A 17,699-nucleotide genomic window follows, 5' to 3' on the forward strand; every position below is an offset into this window, starting at 1 on the left:
TGACATGAAGCTCTATTATTCGCCCGGCGCATGCTCGATGATCGTGCGAATGGTGCTTCACCAGGTCGGTGAATCCTTCGAGGCCACGCAGATCGACCTGTCTGTCGGCGAGCAACGCTCCTCCTCGTTCCTTTCCATCAATCCGAAGGGCAAGGTGCCAACGGTCGTGAGGGACGATGGGTCGATCCTCACCGAGCTTGGCACCATCCTGACGTGGATCGCCGAGCGACATCCTGATAGCGGCCTTATGCCGCGCGAGCATGATCAGGCTCTGCGAACAAGGGAGGCAGTCGAATACTGCATCTCCACGATCCACGCGCTGGCGACGACACGGATCTTCGTGCCCTCTTCGTTCGGCTCCGTGGCCGAAGAAGAGGCGATCAGAGCGGAAGGTCGGCAGCGCCTGACCGACGGCCTCGCGATCCTGAATGAGCAGTTTGCCGCTGGAGATCACTTCACGGGTCGATTGACGATCGCCGACTTCATGATTTTCTGGCTGGCGCTCGGAGCGCTGATGTCCGGCCTTCAGCTGCCGAGCGCTGTCCAACGCGGCTACGAGGCGATGATGCAACTGGACTCCGTGACGCGGGCCTTGGCTGAAGAGGGTTTCGCCTAGGTCGCCAAGCACTGCCTCTGCCCGTTCAAAGCGCACTCAACGGCGAGACAAAACTGATGAAGAACATCGACCACGTGAAGCGAGAACTGGTCATCGCGAACCGCATCCTTGCGCACGAAGGCGTCATGGACGCTTACGGTCACGTCAGCATGCGAAACCCTCTGAACCCCGATCGCTTTCTGCTGTCACGGTCATGCAGCCCAGGCCTCGTCGATGCCGAGGATATTCTGGAATTCGACCTCGACGGTCGGCCCTCGGGCATTGATGATGGCCCGCTGTATATCGAGCGCTTCATCCACGCTGCCATTTACGCGGCAAGGGAAGACGTTTCGGTCATCGCGCACAGTCACGCGACCGATGTGCTGCCTTATACCGTCACAAATACCCCGCTGCGCCCGCTCATTCACAGTGCAGGCGTGATCGGTCATGAACTGCCATGCTGGGACATCCATGATCGTTTCGGCGAGACGAACATGCTCGTCGTCGACATGGATCAGGGGCGCGATCTCGCGGAGCGGCTCGGACCGAACAAGGTGGTGCTGATGCGTGGCCACGGCTTCAGCGCGGTCGCTAGATCATTGGTGGAGGTCATCCGCATATGCATCTATCTACGTGTCAACGCAGCTGTGCTCGGCAAGGCATTGGCACTGGGCGATGTCACCTATCTGACTACGGGCGAAATCGACCGGATCGGAGCGATCGATCCTTCGGCCCCCGAAGTCCAGCGCGCCTGGCGCTATTGGGCTGCCCGAGCCGGTTGTGACGGCATGCTTGCCGAGTGATCATCCTATCGGGGCATGGCCCCCAGGTCCTCCGGATGTTCCCCCGCCAGCTTCATCTTCACGTCCACGGCCTCTCGCAGGGCCTTGAAGAGCTTGTCGTAGACTTTCGGATTGTCGGAACGGAACTCCTCGTCGGCACGACGGAGGATGGCGGCCGCCTCCTTAAGCTTGGCTTCACCCTCGGCGCTGAGGCTGACGACCCGGGCGCGCGCATCGCTGGCATGGGGGCCGACTTCGACCAGGCCCTTCTTGGTCAGCGGCTTCATGACCTGTGACGCTAGCGCCGTGCTGATTCCGCAGGCGTCGGCCAGCTGTCGCTGGGAGACGCCTTTGACATTGGATTCGAGCAGCCAGCCAAGACCGATCATGAGAACGAACTGCATCTCGGTGAGTCCGATCTTGGCGAGCTCAGCATTGAGTTGCCGGTGCCAGATCGACGACATCAGACGGAGAAGGTACCCCAACACGTCGTAGGAGGAGCTGTAGCCCGTGATCTCCGAAAGCTTCAAACTCATTTCCGAAAAAGACCCCTACTCGATCGCGCACCTCATCGAGCGTTATGGGTCTGAGGACGACAGTGTCAACCGAACAGCGGGAGACCCTCGCTAAGGAGGCTACGGCGTCGCAGCGGCCCTGGCAGCTGGACAGACGAAGACAACCCCGTCCTCCACCTTCGTTGGATAGGAGGCGACCGGCTCGTAACAGGGCGAGGCGATAGCCTCGCCCGTGCGAATGTCGAAACTCCCTTGGTGCAAGGGACAGAATATCTGATTGCCTTCGGTATGGCCGTCCGAAAGTCGGGCATACGCATGCGAGCAGATGTTGCCCAACGCGAAGAAGCCGTCATCTGACCTGCACAGGACCATTTCGACGTCATCGACGATCACCATCGACGGGAAGTCGGAGTCGATGTCGGCCGCCTGCATCGTCGCGACCCAGCTCGCCGCTTGCCCAGGCTGACTCATGCCGGAAGCTCCGCATTCGCGCTTCGGTCTGCCTTCAAGATCGGCATGGGAGGGTTCTGCAGATAATCGCGGCCCACCTGCTCGGCCACCCGTACCAGAACGGCAGGATCGTTGGGCGATCCGCCGATCGCGTCTACCGGCACGACGCGATCGTTCGCGAAGGTCGGTGGCAGGTCCACCTCCGGCATATAGAAGCCCTTGGGGTCCTTCCCGTCGGACACTGCCTTGATGCCTTGCCGAACGAACCGTCGGAACATGACGATTCCACGATCGTGCGTTCCAAGATGCTCGAGGGCGATGATGTTTATCGGTCCTTGTCCGACTTGCGCCTCATGGTCGCCCGGCAGATACTGTCGCTCCGCATAGGGACGGTCGTCGCGCTGACCGAAAATCTCCAGTGCACGCCTCTTCTCGAATGGCATCGTCTCCTCGGAAGCGACGTGGCTAATGTAGAAGTTGATGCTCCTCTCGTCATCGACGGGGAGCGTCCAGAACGTCATGAAGGGAGGAGTGGCGTCCTTGGGGGAGGCGCCTGCCTCGAAGATCGAACTGATACAGTGGATGTTCGGCCCGAAGAATTCGGCAGAGCGAATCCAGATATTGTCGCCCGAGCGTCGGGCGGCGAGATACATCGCGCCCGCCGGCGTCTCCATGAAAGTCAGTTCGGGGAAATGCTCGAATTCGTCCGCGAAATGTTCGACACCGCGCCGCTGCGGGATCGTGTGCAGGATGTTGGTGTGGTGCGGGTCGACGACATTCTCCTTGATCTGCACCCAGTTGCATTCGAGCTCGAACCGAACTCCGGGTACCAGTTCCACGCCAGGTATGTCGAACCGATCGAGCATGGGGAAGGCCGGGATCCGTTCCGGCGGACCCATGTAGGCGAACACGATGCCCGCGAAGACATGCACAGGATAACCTCCTTGCGACACTTCGCACATGAGGCGTTCTGCATTGGGGTCACCGGGGATTTCCAGAAGGGTGCCATCAGGGGCAAAGAGCCGACCATGATAGCAGCACCGGATGCCGCGTTTCTCGACGATGCCGAACTCGAGAGATGTGTTGCGGTGGCAGCAGTGCAGGTGCAGCACGCCCACCTCGCCGTTTCCGTCCCTGAACGCGACCAGATCCTCACCCAGTGCCCGAATGCGCAGCGGCAGCTCTCCGAGTTCGCTGAGATAGGCGACCGGATGCCAGAAGCGCCGCAGATATTCGCCTCCCGGGGTGCCACGGCCGACCCCGCAAAGCATCATGTCCGGTGCGGCGACCTGCTTGCGATAGTAGCCGTCATAGGCTGCGGGTGTTTGTGTGCCGTTCGTCATAATCCTCGCCTTGCTATTCACCCGATGGGGGAAATTAGTCAATGTATTGACTATATTTGTGCTGGCCTGAAGTCAACGGGCAAATGCCGCGCAGAGCAGGTCAAGCACTTCACACGCGAATGGGCAGGAAGCTGCTGAACTTCCTGCCCATTGCCTGATTCGGTCGGCTTGCGCCCGAAGACGGCTACCACTTGATGGAGAGGCGTCCCCCGAACGTGCGGGGCGGCTCCAGGCCTCCGCTTGCAGCCGCGGTTGCGGACCCGCCGTTGATCGTCGTGAACACCGTAGCGTTCTCGATGTTACGGACGAAGATCTGCACGTTCCATCTGTCACTCGCCGGCGCGTACATCAGTGAAGCATCGGTACGATGAAACGCGTCCTGCCGCTGGGTCGGCAGGTTGTTGAATGCGCCATAGTGGCCGTCCTCATATTGGGTATCAACGCGTGCGGTGAGCGTTGCGCCGCCGGCCAGCTCGAAGCGCTTTTCGATGCCGCCCTGAAAGTTGACGTCCGGCGCGTTGATCATCTGATTGCCACTGAAGTTGTAGCCAACTCCTGCGAAATTGTCGTAGCGAGCGTGCTGCAGAACGAGGGCAGCATACACCGAGAAGCTAGGCGTGATGCGTGCGCGCAGATTGATGTCGACGCCGTAGATCGTCGACTTTTCCGCATTCAGGACTGTCGAAAGGCCGGTGGCGCTGACAAACTGGATCGCCTGAAAGTTCTTGTAGAGGTAATGGAAGCCTTCGACATTCGCCTCCAGCCGATTGTCGAGAAGGCGCGATTTGAAGCCGCCGGAGATCGCGGTGAGCTTCGACTCCGGAACGATCGGATTCTGCGGGTTTGTCGCCGTCGGTCCGACATCGGGATTGTAGCCGAAGCCGATATAGCCGGATTGCAGGTTGGCGTAGACCAGCACGTGATCGGCAAGGTCGTAGTCCACGCCGAGCTTGTAGTCGGGGCGGGAGTGCGCATGGTCGAACGCGATCCGCACGCCTGAGGCCCCGACGCCGTTTGCCACGATCTTGTCGCGCGAGTAGCGCGCGCCGCCCGTAATCCGAAGGCGATCGGTCACTGAGAGGATCGCCTGAGCGAAGGCAGCGTAGCTGGTGTTGGTCTGGTCGGTGATGTTGAGCAGAACCGGCGTGAAGGTGGTCGGTCCGGTGTAGCGCTGCTGCGTGTCAGTGAAGTCGGTGGTGTTTCGGAGATAGAAGAGGCCGGCGGTCAGCTTGACGGGCCCTAACCCGCCGTTCCAGCGCAGCTCCTGAGAATGCTGGCGCTCGCGGTCATAGACGAAGAGCTTGTTGCCGACCGCGCCGCTGAAATAGAGGTACTCCGCCTTGAAGTCGACATATGCCGGAATGTAGGTGAAGGTGCTGTCACCGACGTCCAGGGAGATGTTGGCCCCGACAATGTCATTGCGGTTGTCCTGATAGGTCTCGCGACCGTTCAGCGGATTTCCTGCAGCGCCGGTCGCTGGAAGGCGGAAGGGGTGATCGGGGTCCGCAGGCGGGTTGGTCACCAGATTTGTGATCGGCTTGCCGGTATCGTGACCGTGCGTATAGAAGATGTGCGCGCTGAAATTGTCGGTCGGCTTGAAGAGCATCGACGCCCGGCCGCTCCAAGCGTTCTGGGAGTTCAGGCCGTTTTTGTAGAAGGAGTCTCGACGCTTGTAGTCGCCGGCTACGCGGAGACTGAGCGTGTCTGACACCGCAAAATTCTGCCCCCCTGTAAACTGCACCGTGTCGTAACTGCCGTAGATCCCTTGCAGATAACCTGAAAAATCGTCTTTCGGCGCCTGCGAGAAGAGATTGATCGCGCCGCCTGCCGCGGACCCACCGTATAATGTGCCCTGCGGGCCGGCGATCGATTCCACCCGCTCCAGGTCGTAGGTGAGGCCGAACGTGCCATAACGCTGGATGATGACGCCGTTGTAGAGCAGTGCCGATGCCGCCTGGAAATTGGGAAGATCGGTTCGCGAACCGATGCCTCGAATGAAGACCTGGGTCACCGGTCCCTGAGTTCTCAGATTCGCGCTCGGCAAAATCTTGCCCAACGATATGGCATCGGTGATACCGCGGTTCTGCAGTTCTTCGCCGCCGACGGCGACGATCGACGCGGGCGCGCGCTGCAGATTTTCCGACGTCTTGCGCGCTGTGACGACGATGTCTTCGAGGCTGCTCGCGCCTCCAGTCTGGGGTGCTTCCGAAGCGCCTGCAGCAGGCTGAGGGTCGGCGGTCTGAGCATGAGCGGTTGCGCTCAAAGCAAAAGCAAGAACGGCTGCCGATGCGCTTATCAGGTGACGGAAGTCTTTCATTGTCTCTCCCCTAGGGCTGCCGCCTCTTCGAGCGGGCAACCAATCCATAGACGCGGCCGCACATATAATCAATACATTGATGATCAATGTATTGTCATAGAGCTCCACGCTCGACTATCGGACGTCCGCGACAAAGCGGGCAACGGCCTCGACGTCCTTGTTCGTCAGGGGTTGCGGGCTGAGCTTGGGCATCCCTCTCGGCGGGTTGGCCAGCAGCGCGGCGATTGCGGCAACGTCTCGCTTCCTTCCTGCGCCGATGAGGCTTGGCGCGATGCCGCCCTCCCGAGATTCGCCGTGGCATGCGGCGCAATGACGCTGGTAAATCGCCCGCCCGCTGGGCGAGAGCTGCGGCTCCGCGGCGTGATCGCTGGATGATCCGACCCTCGCGAGAGCCGGGATTGTCTTGTAGGGCCGACCGGGAGGCAAGGAGCGGATGAATGCCTCGATGCTGTCGAGGTCGGCGTCGGCGAGGACCCGCTTCGTGTAGGGAGGCATGGCGCCCTTCGGGTTCCGGACATACCTTCGGAAGGCGTCGCTATCGATCCGCAGTGGAGAAAGGCTCGGACCCGAAAGGATCGACCCCTGGCCCACGAGCCCGTGGCATTGGTAGCATCCCTGTCGGACATATTGTCTCTGTCCCGGATCGCGGGTTTCGTACGGAGCGGTGAGAGCATCGCTCGACTGCGCACCCAGGCGGGCCTCGACAGGATCGCGTAGGAGCATCGCCGAAAAGACGCAGCATGCGACGGCGAAAGTCAATTTGCGCATCGGAATCACCTCATTTGTGTGAGGGTGTCGAGAAGGGCGGGTTGCCCGCTACGGACCACCGCAAGCGCCCTGGACAGTGCACCCTTGAGCTCGGCCGGTTTCGAGATCGGTCCCTCGGCGTAGACGCCCATGCCCTTCGCGATCTTCGCGAAGTCGATTTCGGGATCGGTGATCGTCGTGCCCACCGCCCATGTATGCGGATCGCGGTCGCGTCGTCCGGCCATGCGCTTGAGATGCATCGTCTCCTGATGCCAGGACCGATTGTTATGCATCACCATCAGCAGCGGGATCCGGTGGTGCGCGGCTGTCCAGAGCGTCCCGGGCAGCATCATGAGGTCACCATCACATTGAATCGCCACGGCGATGCGGTCCGCGTCCCTATGCGCGAGCGCGGCACCGACGGCCGCGGGCGCCCCGTAACCCACGCCGTAACCGCCCTCTCCGCCGATATACTGGTGGTATTTGGTGAAGTCCCACAGACGCTGGGGCCACGAGCTGATGAAGGCGTGGTTCGAGACCAGTCCCCAGTCCAGGTCTTTGATCTGCTCCCATATCTCCATCGAAAGTCGCGCCGTGCTGATGGGCGATGCGTCCCATCCGATTGCTGCCGCGGCAGCATCGCTCGCTCGCATCTCGGCATACGCAGACCGAAGCCTTGCCTTCTTCGCCGCCACCGCCTCACGCTGCGCGCCCGACATCTTCCGGTCGATGGCGGTGATCAGAGAGGGCAGACTCGCTTCGGCATCCGCGGCGATCGCCACATCTGCCGCGAAATAGCGCTGAGCGTCCTGCACCACCGATCTGACGTAGCCGTAGCCGGTGCTGATCCCGATCACCTTCGCTTCCGGCCGAGCGACCCGGCGTGAAGGTCGACCCGGAACATCGGGCACGCTGTTGATCGTTCCCCAGAGGTCGGTGAGCTCCAGCCCTATGATCGCGTCGGCCTCACGGATGAGGGTATTCTGCAGACTTGTCTGGCAGAGGAAATGGGTGGTCGGCATGTTGAGTCGCCCGGCGCGATCGATCACCGGTGCACCGAGTATTTCGGCAAGTTGCACAATGAGCTCGACACCCCGCTGAGATCGCGCGGCACGATCGGCGACGATAAGCGGAGCCGATGCCGCCAGCAGGATGTCGGCAGCGCGATCGATTGCTTCAGGAGGCGCCGCCGGCGGCGAGACGGGCGCCGGCGCTGGAATCCTCAGCTCGATGTCCGCGTCGACCTCCTCTTCCTGCAATTCGGAATCAGCCACGATCATCACAGGCTCGTAGGGCGGCGTCATCGAGAGTTCGTGCGCGCGCATGTAGGATTCGGCATAGTGCTGGAGACTGATCGGAGCGTCGTCATACTTGATGTATTCGCGGACAAGAGCGCCCAGATCCTGCGCAGAATGCACCCACTCGACCCCCGGGCGGCGCTTCGTCGCATCAAGCCCGTTGCCCGCGATGACCATGATCGGAGCACGATCGCACCAGGCGTTGTAGATCGCCATCGACGCGTGAAGGAGACCGACGGTGCTATGAACAAGGCAGGCCATCGGCTTGTTGGCCACCTTGGCGTAGCCGTGGGCGATGCCTGCCGATATTTCCTCATGCACACAGACGATGAGCTCCGGTGCCTTGTTGCCTCCGTAGTTCACGATCGATTCGTGAAGTCCGCGAAAGGTGGAACCCGCCATCGCTGAGACATAGCGTGTGTCGGTTGCCTTCAGCAGATCCACCATGAAGTCCGACCCCGGCCGATGGATGAGATGAGGTGCGTCGTCCGCCTCTGAGATTGCGCCGTTTTCGGCGGTCGCGGCAGCCGATCCCGGTGGCGAGACCTTGCTGGGAGCAGGCGTGCTCTCGCGCTTCGCAAGCGCGGGAATTGTCGGCGTCGCAATTCCCGCGAGAACTGACGCCTTGATGAAGCTCCGGCGTCCGAGATACTTGGCGTCTTCCATTTCTCTCCCATCCCTGGCGATGTTTCTCGCTCGGACGACGGGTCGCACAGGCATGCCATTTAGTCAATACATTGACTGTTTTCCGCTCTGTGCAGTGTGTCCTGGCAGTTCAGTCTCGGGGCGCGATTTCAACCTCGGCGTCGCTCCCAAATGCCCGTCCGACCGAGTAGAGCGCACCTGGCGCGTTGCGGCTTGCCTGGAATTCCTCCAGCGTCTCCCCCCGCATTCCTGCATAGATGACCGCATTGGGCATTCCCAGAACGGCGGCGAGCTTCTCAAGTCCGAAGAAGATGGCTCCGCGTTCGATGAGTCCGCTCCAGTCCCGTTGCCGAATGAGATGCTGATCGCTTGGATCGAGTCTCGAGCTGGCAAGGCTGGCTTCCTCGTCGGCGAGGAAGGCGCTTCGATGTTCAGGTTCCACCATCTGTTGCAGGAAGCGGTTGAGATCGTACCGCTTCACACTGAGGTCGAGCGTGAACGGCTGACTTTGTGGCGGGCTCAGGGTCGCGGTATCCAGGGCGGATGCCGGGCTCAGTGCTGCGCTGCCCGACCGGTTCTCCAGAAGGAGCGTGGCGATGCCTGTCATCGACGGAAGGTAGTAGTCGCGCGATAGCACCTCGGGACGGGCCGCCAGTGCACCGCGCATGATCAGCCACATGACCACTTCCGAGCTCTCCCAGCCCCCGCGCATCGCCAGCTCGGCCTGGCTCATGCGCGCCAGGGTCTCGGGGTCGTCAACCAGCAGATCGACGAATAGCCGGTCCCATTCGGGATCGTTGAACCCTGCGCGCTTGCCGTGGACCTGATGTGACAGCCCGCCGGTGGCGACGATCGCTACCGATAGATTCTCGGGGTAACTCTCGATCGCCCGGCGCAGGGCCTGGCCCAGCATCCAGCACCGTCGGGCGCTCGGCACCGGGTTCTGGAGAACGCCGACGGCCAGCGGGATCATCTTGAAGGGCCAGCCTTCCGAATAGTCTGCCAGAAGGCTCACGGGGGAGAAGCAGCCGTGGTCCAGCTTGCGGCGTTGGAAGAACGACATGTCGAACTCATCGGCCATCAGGCTCTCGGCAATGTGCCGCGCCAATGCGGGATGTCCGTCGATCGGCGGAAGGACCCGGGGACCACCGCCTTCATCGGCCACCGAATGTCTCTCGCCGACGCCGAGTGCGAATGCCGAATAATGATCGAAGAAGAACGACGTGGCATGGTCATTGTAGATCGTGAACACGACGTCGGGCCTGGTCTCGTCCAGCCAGCTCCGCAGTGGGGAATAGGCCTCGAAGATTGGCGCCCAAGTCGGATCCTGCTGCTTCCCCGCGTCCAAAGCGAAGCCGATAGTCGGGGTGTGCGATGTCCCGATACCCCCGATGATGCGAGCCATTTCTTCGTCATCCAAGCTGTTTCAACAACCGCCTTCGGCTTGGGGGGGGGCGTCGATCGAACGGCCCGCGAGCCCGCGACCACCATCTCCTCTCCCTGCTTCGATGCCGGAGACTGACCGACTAGAGTCGTCGTAAAATAAAGTCAATATATTGACTAAATATGCGGCGCCGTGTCAGGAGGCATCCCAAGGAGAGAGGATGAGACACATAGCACTCGGGATCGGGCTCTGCCTGACGATCGGAACCGCTGTTCTTGCCGCGCAGCCCCGGGGCAGCGTCGAACGGGGCCGGCAGATCTACGCACAATGTGCCGCATGCCACTCGATGGACGGCTCCGTCGGAGTCGGCCCGAGCCTGCGTGGAGTCTACGGCCGCAGGGCGGGCGGCGGGTCGGGTTTCAGCTACTCACCGGCGCTGAAGTCTTCCGGGATCATCTGGGATGCTGCGACCCTCGATGCTTTCCTGCGAGCGCCGCAACGCGCAATACCTCGCAACAAGATGCCCTATGCAGGGATGGCGGGCCAAGGTGACCGGCAGGATGTCATCGCCTATCTCGCCGCGACCAGGTAGGATTTATGAGCGCTATGCAGATCAGAGAAGTTCGAACCGTAGACAGGCGTAACGTGGTCGCGTCGGCGCTTGCAGCAGCGATCATTGGCCTCGCACCGCGGGCGGTGATGGCGCAGACTCCGGCGCCGGCGCAGGGGATTGAGCGCGCCATACTCGACCTGGTGATCGCAAACCGAATCCTCGCTGATCAGGAGGTCGTCGATGCCTACGGGCATGTCAGCATGCGCCACCCGACCAACCCCGACCGTTTCCTCCTTTCCAGATCACGCAGCCCGGAACAGGTCCAGGCCTCCGACATCGTTCAATTTGGCCTCGACGGCAGCCCGGTTACCCCTGGCGCCGCCCCGTTCTACATCGAGCGCTTCATCCACGCGGCTATCTACGCTGCGAGACCCGATGTGAAAGCAGTCGTGCATGCGCACGCGGCCGAGGTACTTCCTTTCACTATCTCGAAGACGCCGCTCCAGCCTGTCATCCAGAATGCCGGCGTTGTCGGCTCGCATGTTCCCGTGTGGGACAGCCGCGCGCATCTGGGCGACACGAATCTCCTTGTCAGCGACATCCGGATGGGGACCGATCTCGCGCAGACCCTCGGCAACGACCATGTCGTGCTGATGCGCGGGCATGGCTTCGCCGCGGCCGGACGCAACCTGATCGAGGTGCTGCGCATGGCGATATATCTTCGTCTGAACGCCAAGGTTTTGACGGAGGCCCTTAAGCTTGGCCCGGTGGTGGCGCTGTCCGAAGGCGAGATCAAAAAAATCGCCGACGTGTCGCCGAACGCTCCCGAATTGCAACGCGCTTGGATATATTGGGCGACGAAAGCGGGGTGCGCAGACCTGCTTGAACGTTGATTGGCGAAGCGAAGCGTCTTCTCGAGCAGCTCGTCATGGGCCGTGTGCTGGTCTGCCGTGCGGGCCGGCGAAGCTATGATCGCGTGATCGGATATTGCACGGTCGACCGACGCCCGCTGGGCGACCTGCTGCGCGCGCGCGGGGACGTCGAGGGTGGCCGCGGCTGGCGCGGATGACCGTCGGGCTTGCGCTTGGCAAGCGAGGGAGATCGAAGCGGTATGGCCGGGCGCTTTGTGATCGACACGAATTGGCTGAGTGACGCCGCCCTGACCGAATTCCTAGCTCGGTCCGCGGCAGACTTCGCCGTGATCCCCGAGATGACGCTCGTCGAAGTTCACAAGGATGCCGCAGCGAAGAATGGTCGCAAGCTGCTCCAGACCCTCTGCGGTCGTCCCCGGCAAGTCATCATCCTGCGCGGCACGCATGATCTCTATCGCGATAGCGGTGTGAGCAAAGGCCTGTGCAACCGCCTGATCGAACCCGCCCAGACAGCGAATTTCGGCGCCTATTGCCGGACGGTGATCGACGTGGCGGACGACGATCTCACCAATGCCCATTTCTCGCTTATGGAGGAGCAGTCCCGGGACCAGATCGCCGATCTGCGGGCCAATGTCGGCAACATCCTCACGCTCTTCGAGCGATGCACGACCATCTTCGAGAAGGGCGACCTTGATCGCCTGCGCAAGCGGATTCCGTACAGCGGAGACCTGCAGCGCAAGCTCATCCATCTGAGCATGGACATGCACAAGATGCTGCTCCGCTCGCTCAACATCCAGCCGCAGTTTCATCCGCGCGACTTGCGCCGGGCGCTCGACACATTCGTGTTCCGCTATGCTCTTTGCGTGGTGATCTTCCTCACCCGCTGGATCCGTCAGGGGGAGACGAAGACGATCAAGGAAGAGCGCCTCGTCAATCACGTCATGGATCTCAAGACCGTGGCTGTCGCGACCTTCTTCGACGGCCTGAAGACCCATGACGAGATGCCGCGAGACGTCCATCGCGAGGTCAAGTTCATCCTCGGCGCCATTGGCGCCTATGTGAATTGCGGCAACGGACCGCGCCGATAGGCTAGGCACCCCCTTCGCCGGATCGGGAACCGGAACTCCGCATCCAGCGGCGGCGCGAAGCTCCGGCGCGAACATCCGCCGATCGCCTTGACCGGCAGTTCGATCAACGTGCCCGGCTCGGGCAGGCCATCGCTCAGCATGTCCGCCCAGATCGATGCCAGCTCGCGCCGCCGCGGCATGTAGGCCGCACGATTGTAGGCGCCCTCGACCTTCTCCTTCGGAACATGGGCGAGCATCAGATCGATGACCTTGCGGTCGTGATCCTTGCCCTCGCGCTCGGCCCACTCGTTCATGATGGTCGAGAAGGCCGCCCGGAAGCCGTGGGGCACATGATGGCCATGGTAACCGGCGCGGTTCAGCAGATAGCCGATCGCGTTCTCGCTCATGGGGCGGTGGGTATGGCGGTTGCTCGGAAACAGCAGCGGCCCTTCGCCGGTTAGCGGCCACAGCGCCTTGAGCACCGCGACCGCCTGCGGTGTCACCGGCACGAGATGATCGCCGTCGGACTCCTCCTTGCGCTCGAGGTCTCCCTTCATGCGGGCGGACGGAATCCGCCACAGCGGTTCCTTGCCGTTCAGCTCCTCGAACTCGTCCCATCGCGCGCCTCGAAGCTCGCTCGGTCGAACCGCCGTGAGCGCGAGGAAGCGCAGCGCCAGCCGGGTGATGGGCCGGGCATAGTCCTGCTCCGCCGTCGCGATCATCTTGCGCAGCGGGACAAGCGTGGTGATCGCCGGCTGTCGGCCCTTGCGCAGCGGCTTGAGGACCGCGCCGAGCTTCTCGGCCGGGTCGGTCGTCGCGATGCCCTGCGCGATGGCGTAGACAAAGACGGCGGAAATCCGCTGCCGGATGCGCTTGGCGGTCTCGATCGATCCGCGGGCCTCGACCTCGCGCAGCGCCGCGAGGACCAAAGGCGGTGTCAGCTGGGCTATCGGCAGGTCGCCGATCGACGGGAAGATGTCGCGCTCGAGGCTGCGGATGATGTCGGCGGCATGGATCTTCGCCCATTGCGCCTTGGCGTTCTCGTGCCACTCGCGCGCGACCTTTTCGAAGGTCTGGCGCGCGGCTTCGAGGTTCGCCTCGATCCTGAGCTTCTTCGCGACGCCCGGGTCGTTGCCTTCGCTCAGGATGGCATAGGCATTGTCCCGCTTGGCACGAGCGTCGGCCAGCGAAACCATCGGATAGGCGCCGAACGCCATCGTCTTGTTCTTGCCGTCGTAGACATAGTTCCAGCGCCAGAGCTTGCCGCCGCCGGGGGCGACCAGCAGGAAGAGGCGGTTGGTGTCGGTCAGCTTGTAGGATTTCGGCCGCGGCTTGGCGTTGCGGACCTTGGTGTCGGTGAGCATGGCTCGGTCTCCTGAGATACCTCGTTTTTCGACCGGCGACACCTCGTTTTCGGCCCTCCGAATCGCTGGATGGGCATGGACGGGCACGGACGGCCGAGGCCGAACCGGTCTGCTAAACGTCGGTAATCAGGAGGACAAAGTCGATCCTAGTGGTCTTTTGCGGACCCCTGTGGAATGGTCCGTGGCGGAGCGGGAGGGATTCGAACCCTCGATACGCTTTTGACGTATACTCACTTTCCAGGCGAGCGCCTTCGACCACTCGGCCACCGCTCCGCATGCTCTGGAGATTGCGCGCCCTAGCGACCTCGTACGACTTTCGCAAGGCTCGCGCCTATGGCATGTCTGGGCGCCATGAAACCCGCACTGCTTCTGCCCGTCCTGCTTGCCGCCGCCGCCGCGAGCGGCCTCGCCATCGCCCAGCCGGTCAAACCGGCCGCCAAGCCCTCGCCGGGCGAGATCGTCGCGGCGGCGCCGGCCGGTGATTGGGTGGATATCGCGCCGGACGACCTGCTGGTCATGACGCTCGCGCCCGATGCCGGGGGCAAGCCGCGCGCGGTCGTGATCCAGCTCATGCCCGCCCCGTTCAGCCAAGGCTGGGTCGGCAACATCAAGACGATCGCCCGGGCGCATTGGTGGGACGGGACCAGCGTCTATCGCGTGCAGGATAATTATGTCGCGCAATGGGGCGAGCCGGATGACGCATCGGCCAAGGCCAAGTCGCTGCCGGCCACGCTAAGGATGATGCCGGAGAGCGACTATGCCGTCGCCGGCGTGGTCAGGAATGAGCTGGCCGCGCCGCGCGTCACCGACGCTTATGGCGCCGGAGGTTTCAGTCGGGGCTGGCCGTTCGCCATCGGCAAGGCGCAGGCTTGGCCGGTCCATTGCTACGGCGCCGTGGGCGTCGCGCGCGACATGTCGCCCAATACGGGCACCGGGTCGGAGCTCTACGCCGTGATCGGCCACGCGCCCCGCCATCTTGATCGCAACATCGCGGTCGTCGGCCGCATCATCGAAGGCATCGAGCATCTCTCCAGCCTGCCGCGCGGCCCGGCGCCGCTGGGTTTCTACGACAAGGCGGAGGAGCGTACCCCGATCCTCTCGGTCCGTCTCGCCAGTGAGACGCCGGCCACGGAGCAGCCGCATTTCCAGTATCTCGCGACGGCCAGCCAAAGTTTTGCCAAATATGCTGAGGCGCGGGCCAATCGGCGTGATCCCTTCTTCCTGGTGCCGGCGGGCGGCGCGGATCTATGCAACATCCCGGTGCCGATCCGGCGCAAGCCCTGAGCCGATCGGCCGTGGAGCAGATCTCCGTCGAGGGCGATCTGCGGGTCTTCCGCAGCGCGAGCGAGAACAGCCAATCGCATTATATCGTGATCGCCGGGGAGGCTGCGGACGCGATTCGCTACGCTGCGATGAGCGGGCAATGGCTGAACGGGAAACGTGGCTTCGGCTCGGCGCGCGTCACCGTCACGGTGGGCGAGACCATCTGGCAGACATCGGTCTTTCCCGAGAAAGAAAGCGGCGGATGGTTCCTGCCGATCAAGGTCGCGGTCTGCCGCGCCGAGGGCCTGTGCGAAGGCGACATGGTGTGCGCGTTCGTCGCACTCTGATAGAGTGAGGGAACTCCCGCGTCCGGCCGCGCGTTTGAAGGCATCTGGTCACAAAGGACTATTGTCATGATCCGTCTTGCCATCATCGCGCTGATCATCGCCGCCGTCGCGGCCCTGCTCGGCTTTGGCGGCGTCGCCGGCGCGTTTGTCGGCATCGCCAAGATCCTGTTTTTTGCCGCGATCGCGCTGTTCGCGATCTTCCTCGTGCTCGGCCTGCTGGCCGGCAAGGGCATCTCGAACGCGATCGACTAGCGGGCAGGATCAAGCCATCCTCAGCGACAAAGGCAGCGCTACGCAGCCACGCTCTCCTCGCTGGTTTTGTATCGAAACGGTACATATTATATATCTTTTGATTAAGACTCGTTAACCGTGAATGAGCGTGATAATTCCTGCCTGCTGAATGCGCCTTTCACAGTCGCAAGCGGCATTTTTGAACTGGGTTGAGTCGGAGAGTGGGTTTCTGACTGATGCTGCAGATTGACCTGTTTGGTGGGAAACAAGGCATGACTGCTATATCCAAACATTTTCTGTCGTTCGCGACCGCGACGATCGGCATCGTTGCCGGATCGACCGCCGCATATGCCGCTCCTTGCAGCCCCGGCATCGTCTTTGGCGGCGATTTCACGGGTAGCTACACCTGCACGACGCTGGGCACACCGTCTGGTATCCCCGCCAATCTTGGCGGTCTGACCTTTCTCGACAATGATACCCTGATCATCGGCGGCGCGGCCAACGGCACGGCAGGCTATTTCGCGACCATCGACGTGGTCCGGGACGCCGGCAAGCATATCGTCAGTTTCAGTGGCCCGTCGGCCTTTTTCGTGGACGGTGACTATAATGACGGCGGTGTCACCTTCGGCCCGGGCGGCGTGCTGTTCGCCGCGCGCTGGCCGGTCAACGAGATGGCGCAATACAAGCCGGGCAGCATGACGCCGGACAAGATCACGCCGATGACGGGGTTCCCCAGCTCGCTGAGCGCGCTCAACTTCGTGCCGGCGGGCTTCGATGGCGCCGGCAAGATGAAGATCGTCTCCTATGGCGGCGGTGCGTGGGCCGAGGTCGGCCTTACGCCGGATGGCAGCGGCACCTATGATCTTGCAATCTCGCCGGTGTTCCTGACGCTGAGCGGCGGTCCTGAAGGTTTTGTCTATGTCGACGGCGCCAATGCCGGCTTCAACGGTCTGGATAGCCTGCTGGTCTCCGAATATGGCGCCGGTAAGGTCGGCCTCTACGCAATCGACGCCAATGGCGATCCCATCGTGGGTAGCCGTCGCGACTTCCTCACCGGCCTCGGTGGCGCGGAGGGCGCGGTGATCGATCCGCTGACCGGCGACTTCCTCTTCTCCACCTTCGGTGGCGGCGATCAGGTCGTAGTGGTTTCGGGGTTCTTGGCCCCGCCTCCATCGCCGGGCGTGCCCGAGCCGGCGACCTGGGCGCTTATGCTGGTCGGTTTCGGCCTGATCGGCCATGGCTTGCGCCAGGCTAGGCGGCGAACCACCATCAGCTTCGCCTGACGGCGCGGGTGAAGGCCGCGCGCACTGGCAGATCCGGCATCACCGTGATGCCGGGGGCGCCATCGCCCCGCCAGATCGCGCAGACGACGCCGATGATCTGCGCCCCGGCCGCGCGGACCAGCGGAACCGCATCGGCGATCGCGCCGCCGGTGCTGATCACGTCCTCGACGAGCAGCACGCGCTTGCCGGTAACGTCACCGCCCTCGACGGCGAGGCAGGTACCATAGCTCTTGGCCTGCTTGCGCACGAACACGGCCGGGAGGCCGCTCGCCAGCGACATGGCTGTCGCGATCGGGACGCCGCCCAGCTCCAGCCCGGCGAGCAGCTGCGTCTCCGCCGGGACAAGCGCCAGCATCGCATCGGCGAGGCGGCGCAGCAGGGCGGGATCGCCCTCGAAGCGATATTTGTCGAAATAGGTGTCGGCGATCGTGCCCGAGCGCAGGAGGAACGATCCGCGCAGCGTCGCGGCGGCGGCGAGATCGCGCGCGAGGGTGGGATCGGTGCTCATCCCTTAGCGTATCCGTTCGTGTCGAGCGAAGTCGAGACACGGTTAGCGCTGTGCCAACGTGTCTCGACATCAGCCAAAGGCTGAAGTTTATCCTGAGCGCCCGCCCCGCGGGCAGTCGAAGGGCTCGATACGAAC

19 protein-coding genes and 1 tRNA gene are annotated in these 17,699 nt (G+C 62.7%); 10 read left to right on the forward strand and 10 right to left on the reverse strand.

Annotated features, from left to right (window positions below):
- Window positions 1–4: 4 nt before the first annotated feature.
- Together KK488_RS16985 and KK488_RS16990 are read left to right on the forward strand one after the other, a co-directional pair.
- Window positions 5–616: a glutathione S-transferase family protein gene (locus KK488_RS16985; RefSeq protein WP_214624901.1), complete on the forward strand. Its 612-nt coding sequence runs from the start codon at window positions 5–7 to the stop codon at window positions 614–616.
- A 56-nt stretch (window positions 617–672) separates the two neighbouring features.
- The gene (locus tag KK488_RS16990) at window positions 673–1,398 is read left to right on the forward strand and encodes a class II aldolase/adducin family protein (RefSeq protein ID WP_214624902.1); all 726 of its coding nucleotides are present in this window, start codon (window positions 673–675) and stop codon (window positions 1,396–1,398) included.
- 5 nt (window positions 1,399–1,403) lie between these two features.
- On the opposite strand, the gene KK488_RS16995 is transcribed toward KK488_RS16990, so the two are convergent.
- From KK488_RS16995 to KK488_RS17025, 7 genes are all read right to left on the reverse strand, one after another.
- Window positions 1,404–1,913: a MarR family winged helix-turn-helix transcriptional regulator gene (locus tag KK488_RS16995; protein ID WP_214624903.1), complete on the reverse strand. Its 510-nt coding sequence runs from the start codon at window positions 1,911–1,913 to the stop codon at window positions 1,404–1,406.
- A gap of 99 nt (window positions 1,914–2,012) precedes the next feature.
- On the reverse strand, window positions 2,013–2,363 hold the full coding sequence (locus KK488_RS17000; protein WP_284732224.1) for a non-heme iron oxygenase ferredoxin subunit: 351 nt from the start codon (window positions 2,361–2,363) through the stop codon (window positions 2,013–2,015).
- The gene (locus KK488_RS17005) at window positions 2,360–3,685 is read right to left on the reverse strand and encodes a Rieske 2Fe-2S domain-containing protein (protein ID WP_214624905.1); all 1,326 of its coding nucleotides are present in this window, start codon (window positions 3,683–3,685) and stop codon (window positions 2,360–2,362) included. Before KK488_RS17005 ends, KK488_RS17000 begins: the two co-directional genes overlap by 4 nt.
- 184 nt (window positions 3,686–3,869) lie before the next feature.
- Window positions 3,870–6,002: a TonB-dependent receptor gene (locus tag KK488_RS17010; protein ID WP_214624906.1), complete on the reverse strand. Its 2,133-nt coding sequence runs from the start codon at window positions 6,000–6,002 to the stop codon at window positions 3,870–3,872.
- Between the two features lie 114 nt (window positions 6,003–6,116).
- The gene (locus KK488_RS17015; RefSeq protein ID WP_214624907.1) at window positions 6,117–6,770 is read right to left on the reverse strand and encodes a c-type cytochrome; all 654 of its coding nucleotides are present in this window, start codon (window positions 6,768–6,770) and stop codon (window positions 6,117–6,119) included.
- Between the two features lie 5 nt (window positions 6,771–6,775).
- A complete protein-coding gene (locus KK488_RS17020) occupies window positions 6,776–8,713 on the reverse strand; it encodes a thiamine pyrophosphate-dependent enzyme (RefSeq protein WP_214624908.1) in 1,938 nt (645 codons plus the stop codon).
- Between the two features lie 109 nt (window positions 8,714–8,822).
- Window positions 8,823–10,097, reverse strand: a complete 1,275-nt coding sequence (locus KK488_RS17025; RefSeq protein WP_214624909.1) for a gallate dioxygenase — start codon at window positions 10,095–10,097, stop codon at window positions 8,823–8,825.
- A 199-nt stretch (window positions 10,098–10,296) separates the two neighbouring features.
- On the opposite strand from KK488_RS17025, the gene KK488_RS17030 reads away from it, so the two are divergent.
- The 4 genes from KK488_RS17030 to KK488_RS17045 are packed head-to-tail and all read left to right on the forward strand — an operon-like array spanning window position 10,297 to window position 12,589.
- Window positions 10,297–10,668 carry a c-type cytochrome gene (locus tag KK488_RS17030; RefSeq protein WP_214624910.1) on the forward strand — a complete coding sequence of 124 codons (372 nt, stop codon included), beginning with the start codon at window positions 10,297–10,299 and terminating at the stop codon, window positions 10,666–10,668.
- Window positions 10,669–10,682: 14 nt separating this feature from the next.
- Window positions 10,683–11,522: a class II aldolase/adducin family protein gene (locus KK488_RS17035; protein WP_214624911.1), complete on the forward strand. Its 840-nt coding sequence runs from the start codon at window positions 10,683–10,685 to the stop codon at window positions 11,520–11,522.
- A gap of 35 nt (window positions 11,523–11,557) precedes the next feature.
- On the forward strand, window positions 11,558–11,698 hold the full coding sequence (locus KK488_RS17040; RefSeq protein WP_214624912.1) for a hypothetical protein: 141 nt from the start codon (window positions 11,558–11,560) through the stop codon (window positions 11,696–11,698).
- A gap of 42 nt (window positions 11,699–11,740) precedes the next feature.
- Entirely contained in the window at window positions 11,741–12,589 is an 849-nt protein-coding gene (locus KK488_RS17045; protein ID WP_214624913.1) for a hypothetical protein, read from the forward strand.
- Here KK488_RS17045 and KK488_RS17050 read toward each other — a convergent pair.
- Both KK488_RS17050 and KK488_RS17055 read right to left on the reverse strand, forming a co-directional pair.
- Window positions 12,556–13,932, reverse strand: a complete 1,377-nt coding sequence (locus KK488_RS17050; RefSeq protein ID WP_214624914.1) for a tyrosine-type recombinase/integrase — start codon at window positions 13,930–13,932, stop codon at window positions 12,556–12,558. The genes KK488_RS17045 and KK488_RS17050 overlap by 34 nt on opposite strands.
- A 182-nt stretch (window positions 13,933–14,114) precedes the next feature.
- Window positions 14,115–14,205, reverse strand: a tRNA-Ser gene (locus KK488_RS17055).
- A gap of 78 nt (window positions 14,206–14,283) precedes the next feature.
- On the opposite strand from KK488_RS17055, the gene KK488_RS17060 reads away from it, so the two are divergent.
- The 4 genes from KK488_RS17060 (at window position 14,284) to KK488_RS21460 (ending at window position 17,056) form a co-directional block, all read left to right on the forward strand.
- On the forward strand, window positions 14,284–15,216 hold the full coding sequence (locus KK488_RS17060; RefSeq protein ID WP_214624915.1) for a peptidylprolyl isomerase: 933 nt from the start codon (window positions 14,284–14,286) through the stop codon (window positions 15,214–15,216).
- An 11-nt stretch (window positions 15,217–15,227) separates the two neighbouring features.
- Complete coding sequence (locus KK488_RS17065; RefSeq protein WP_349356919.1) at window positions 15,228–15,542, forward strand: DUF1905 domain-containing protein; 315 nt, start codon at window positions 15,228–15,230, stop codon at window positions 15,540–15,542.
- A gap of 66 nt (window positions 15,543–15,608) precedes the next feature.
- A complete protein-coding gene (locus KK488_RS17070) occupies window positions 15,609–15,794 on the forward strand; it encodes a DUF1328 domain-containing protein (RefSeq protein ID WP_214624917.1) in 186 nt (61 codons plus the stop codon).
- A gap of 251 nt (window positions 15,795–16,045) precedes the next feature.
- Window positions 16,046–17,056: a PEPxxWA-CTERM sorting domain-containing protein gene (locus tag KK488_RS21460; RefSeq protein ID WP_250890634.1), complete on the forward strand. Its 1,011-nt coding sequence runs from the start codon at window positions 16,046–16,048 to the stop codon at window positions 17,054–17,056.
- Here the strand turns inward: KK488_RS21460 and pyrE are convergent.
- Complete coding sequence (pyrE, locus tag KK488_RS17080; protein ID WP_214624918.1) at window positions 17,043–17,564, reverse strand: orotate phosphoribosyltransferase; 522 nt, start codon at window positions 17,562–17,564, stop codon at window positions 17,043–17,045. The two genes, KK488_RS21460 and pyrE, sit on opposite strands and share 14 nt — an antisense overlap.
- Window positions 17,565–17,699: the final 135 nt, after the last annotated feature.

The sequence above is a fragment of the Sphingobium nicotianae genome (genome assembly GCF_018603885.1).
Lineage (GTDB): Bacteria > Pseudomonadota > Alphaproteobacteria > Sphingomonadales > Sphingomonadaceae > Sphingobium > Sphingobium nicotianae.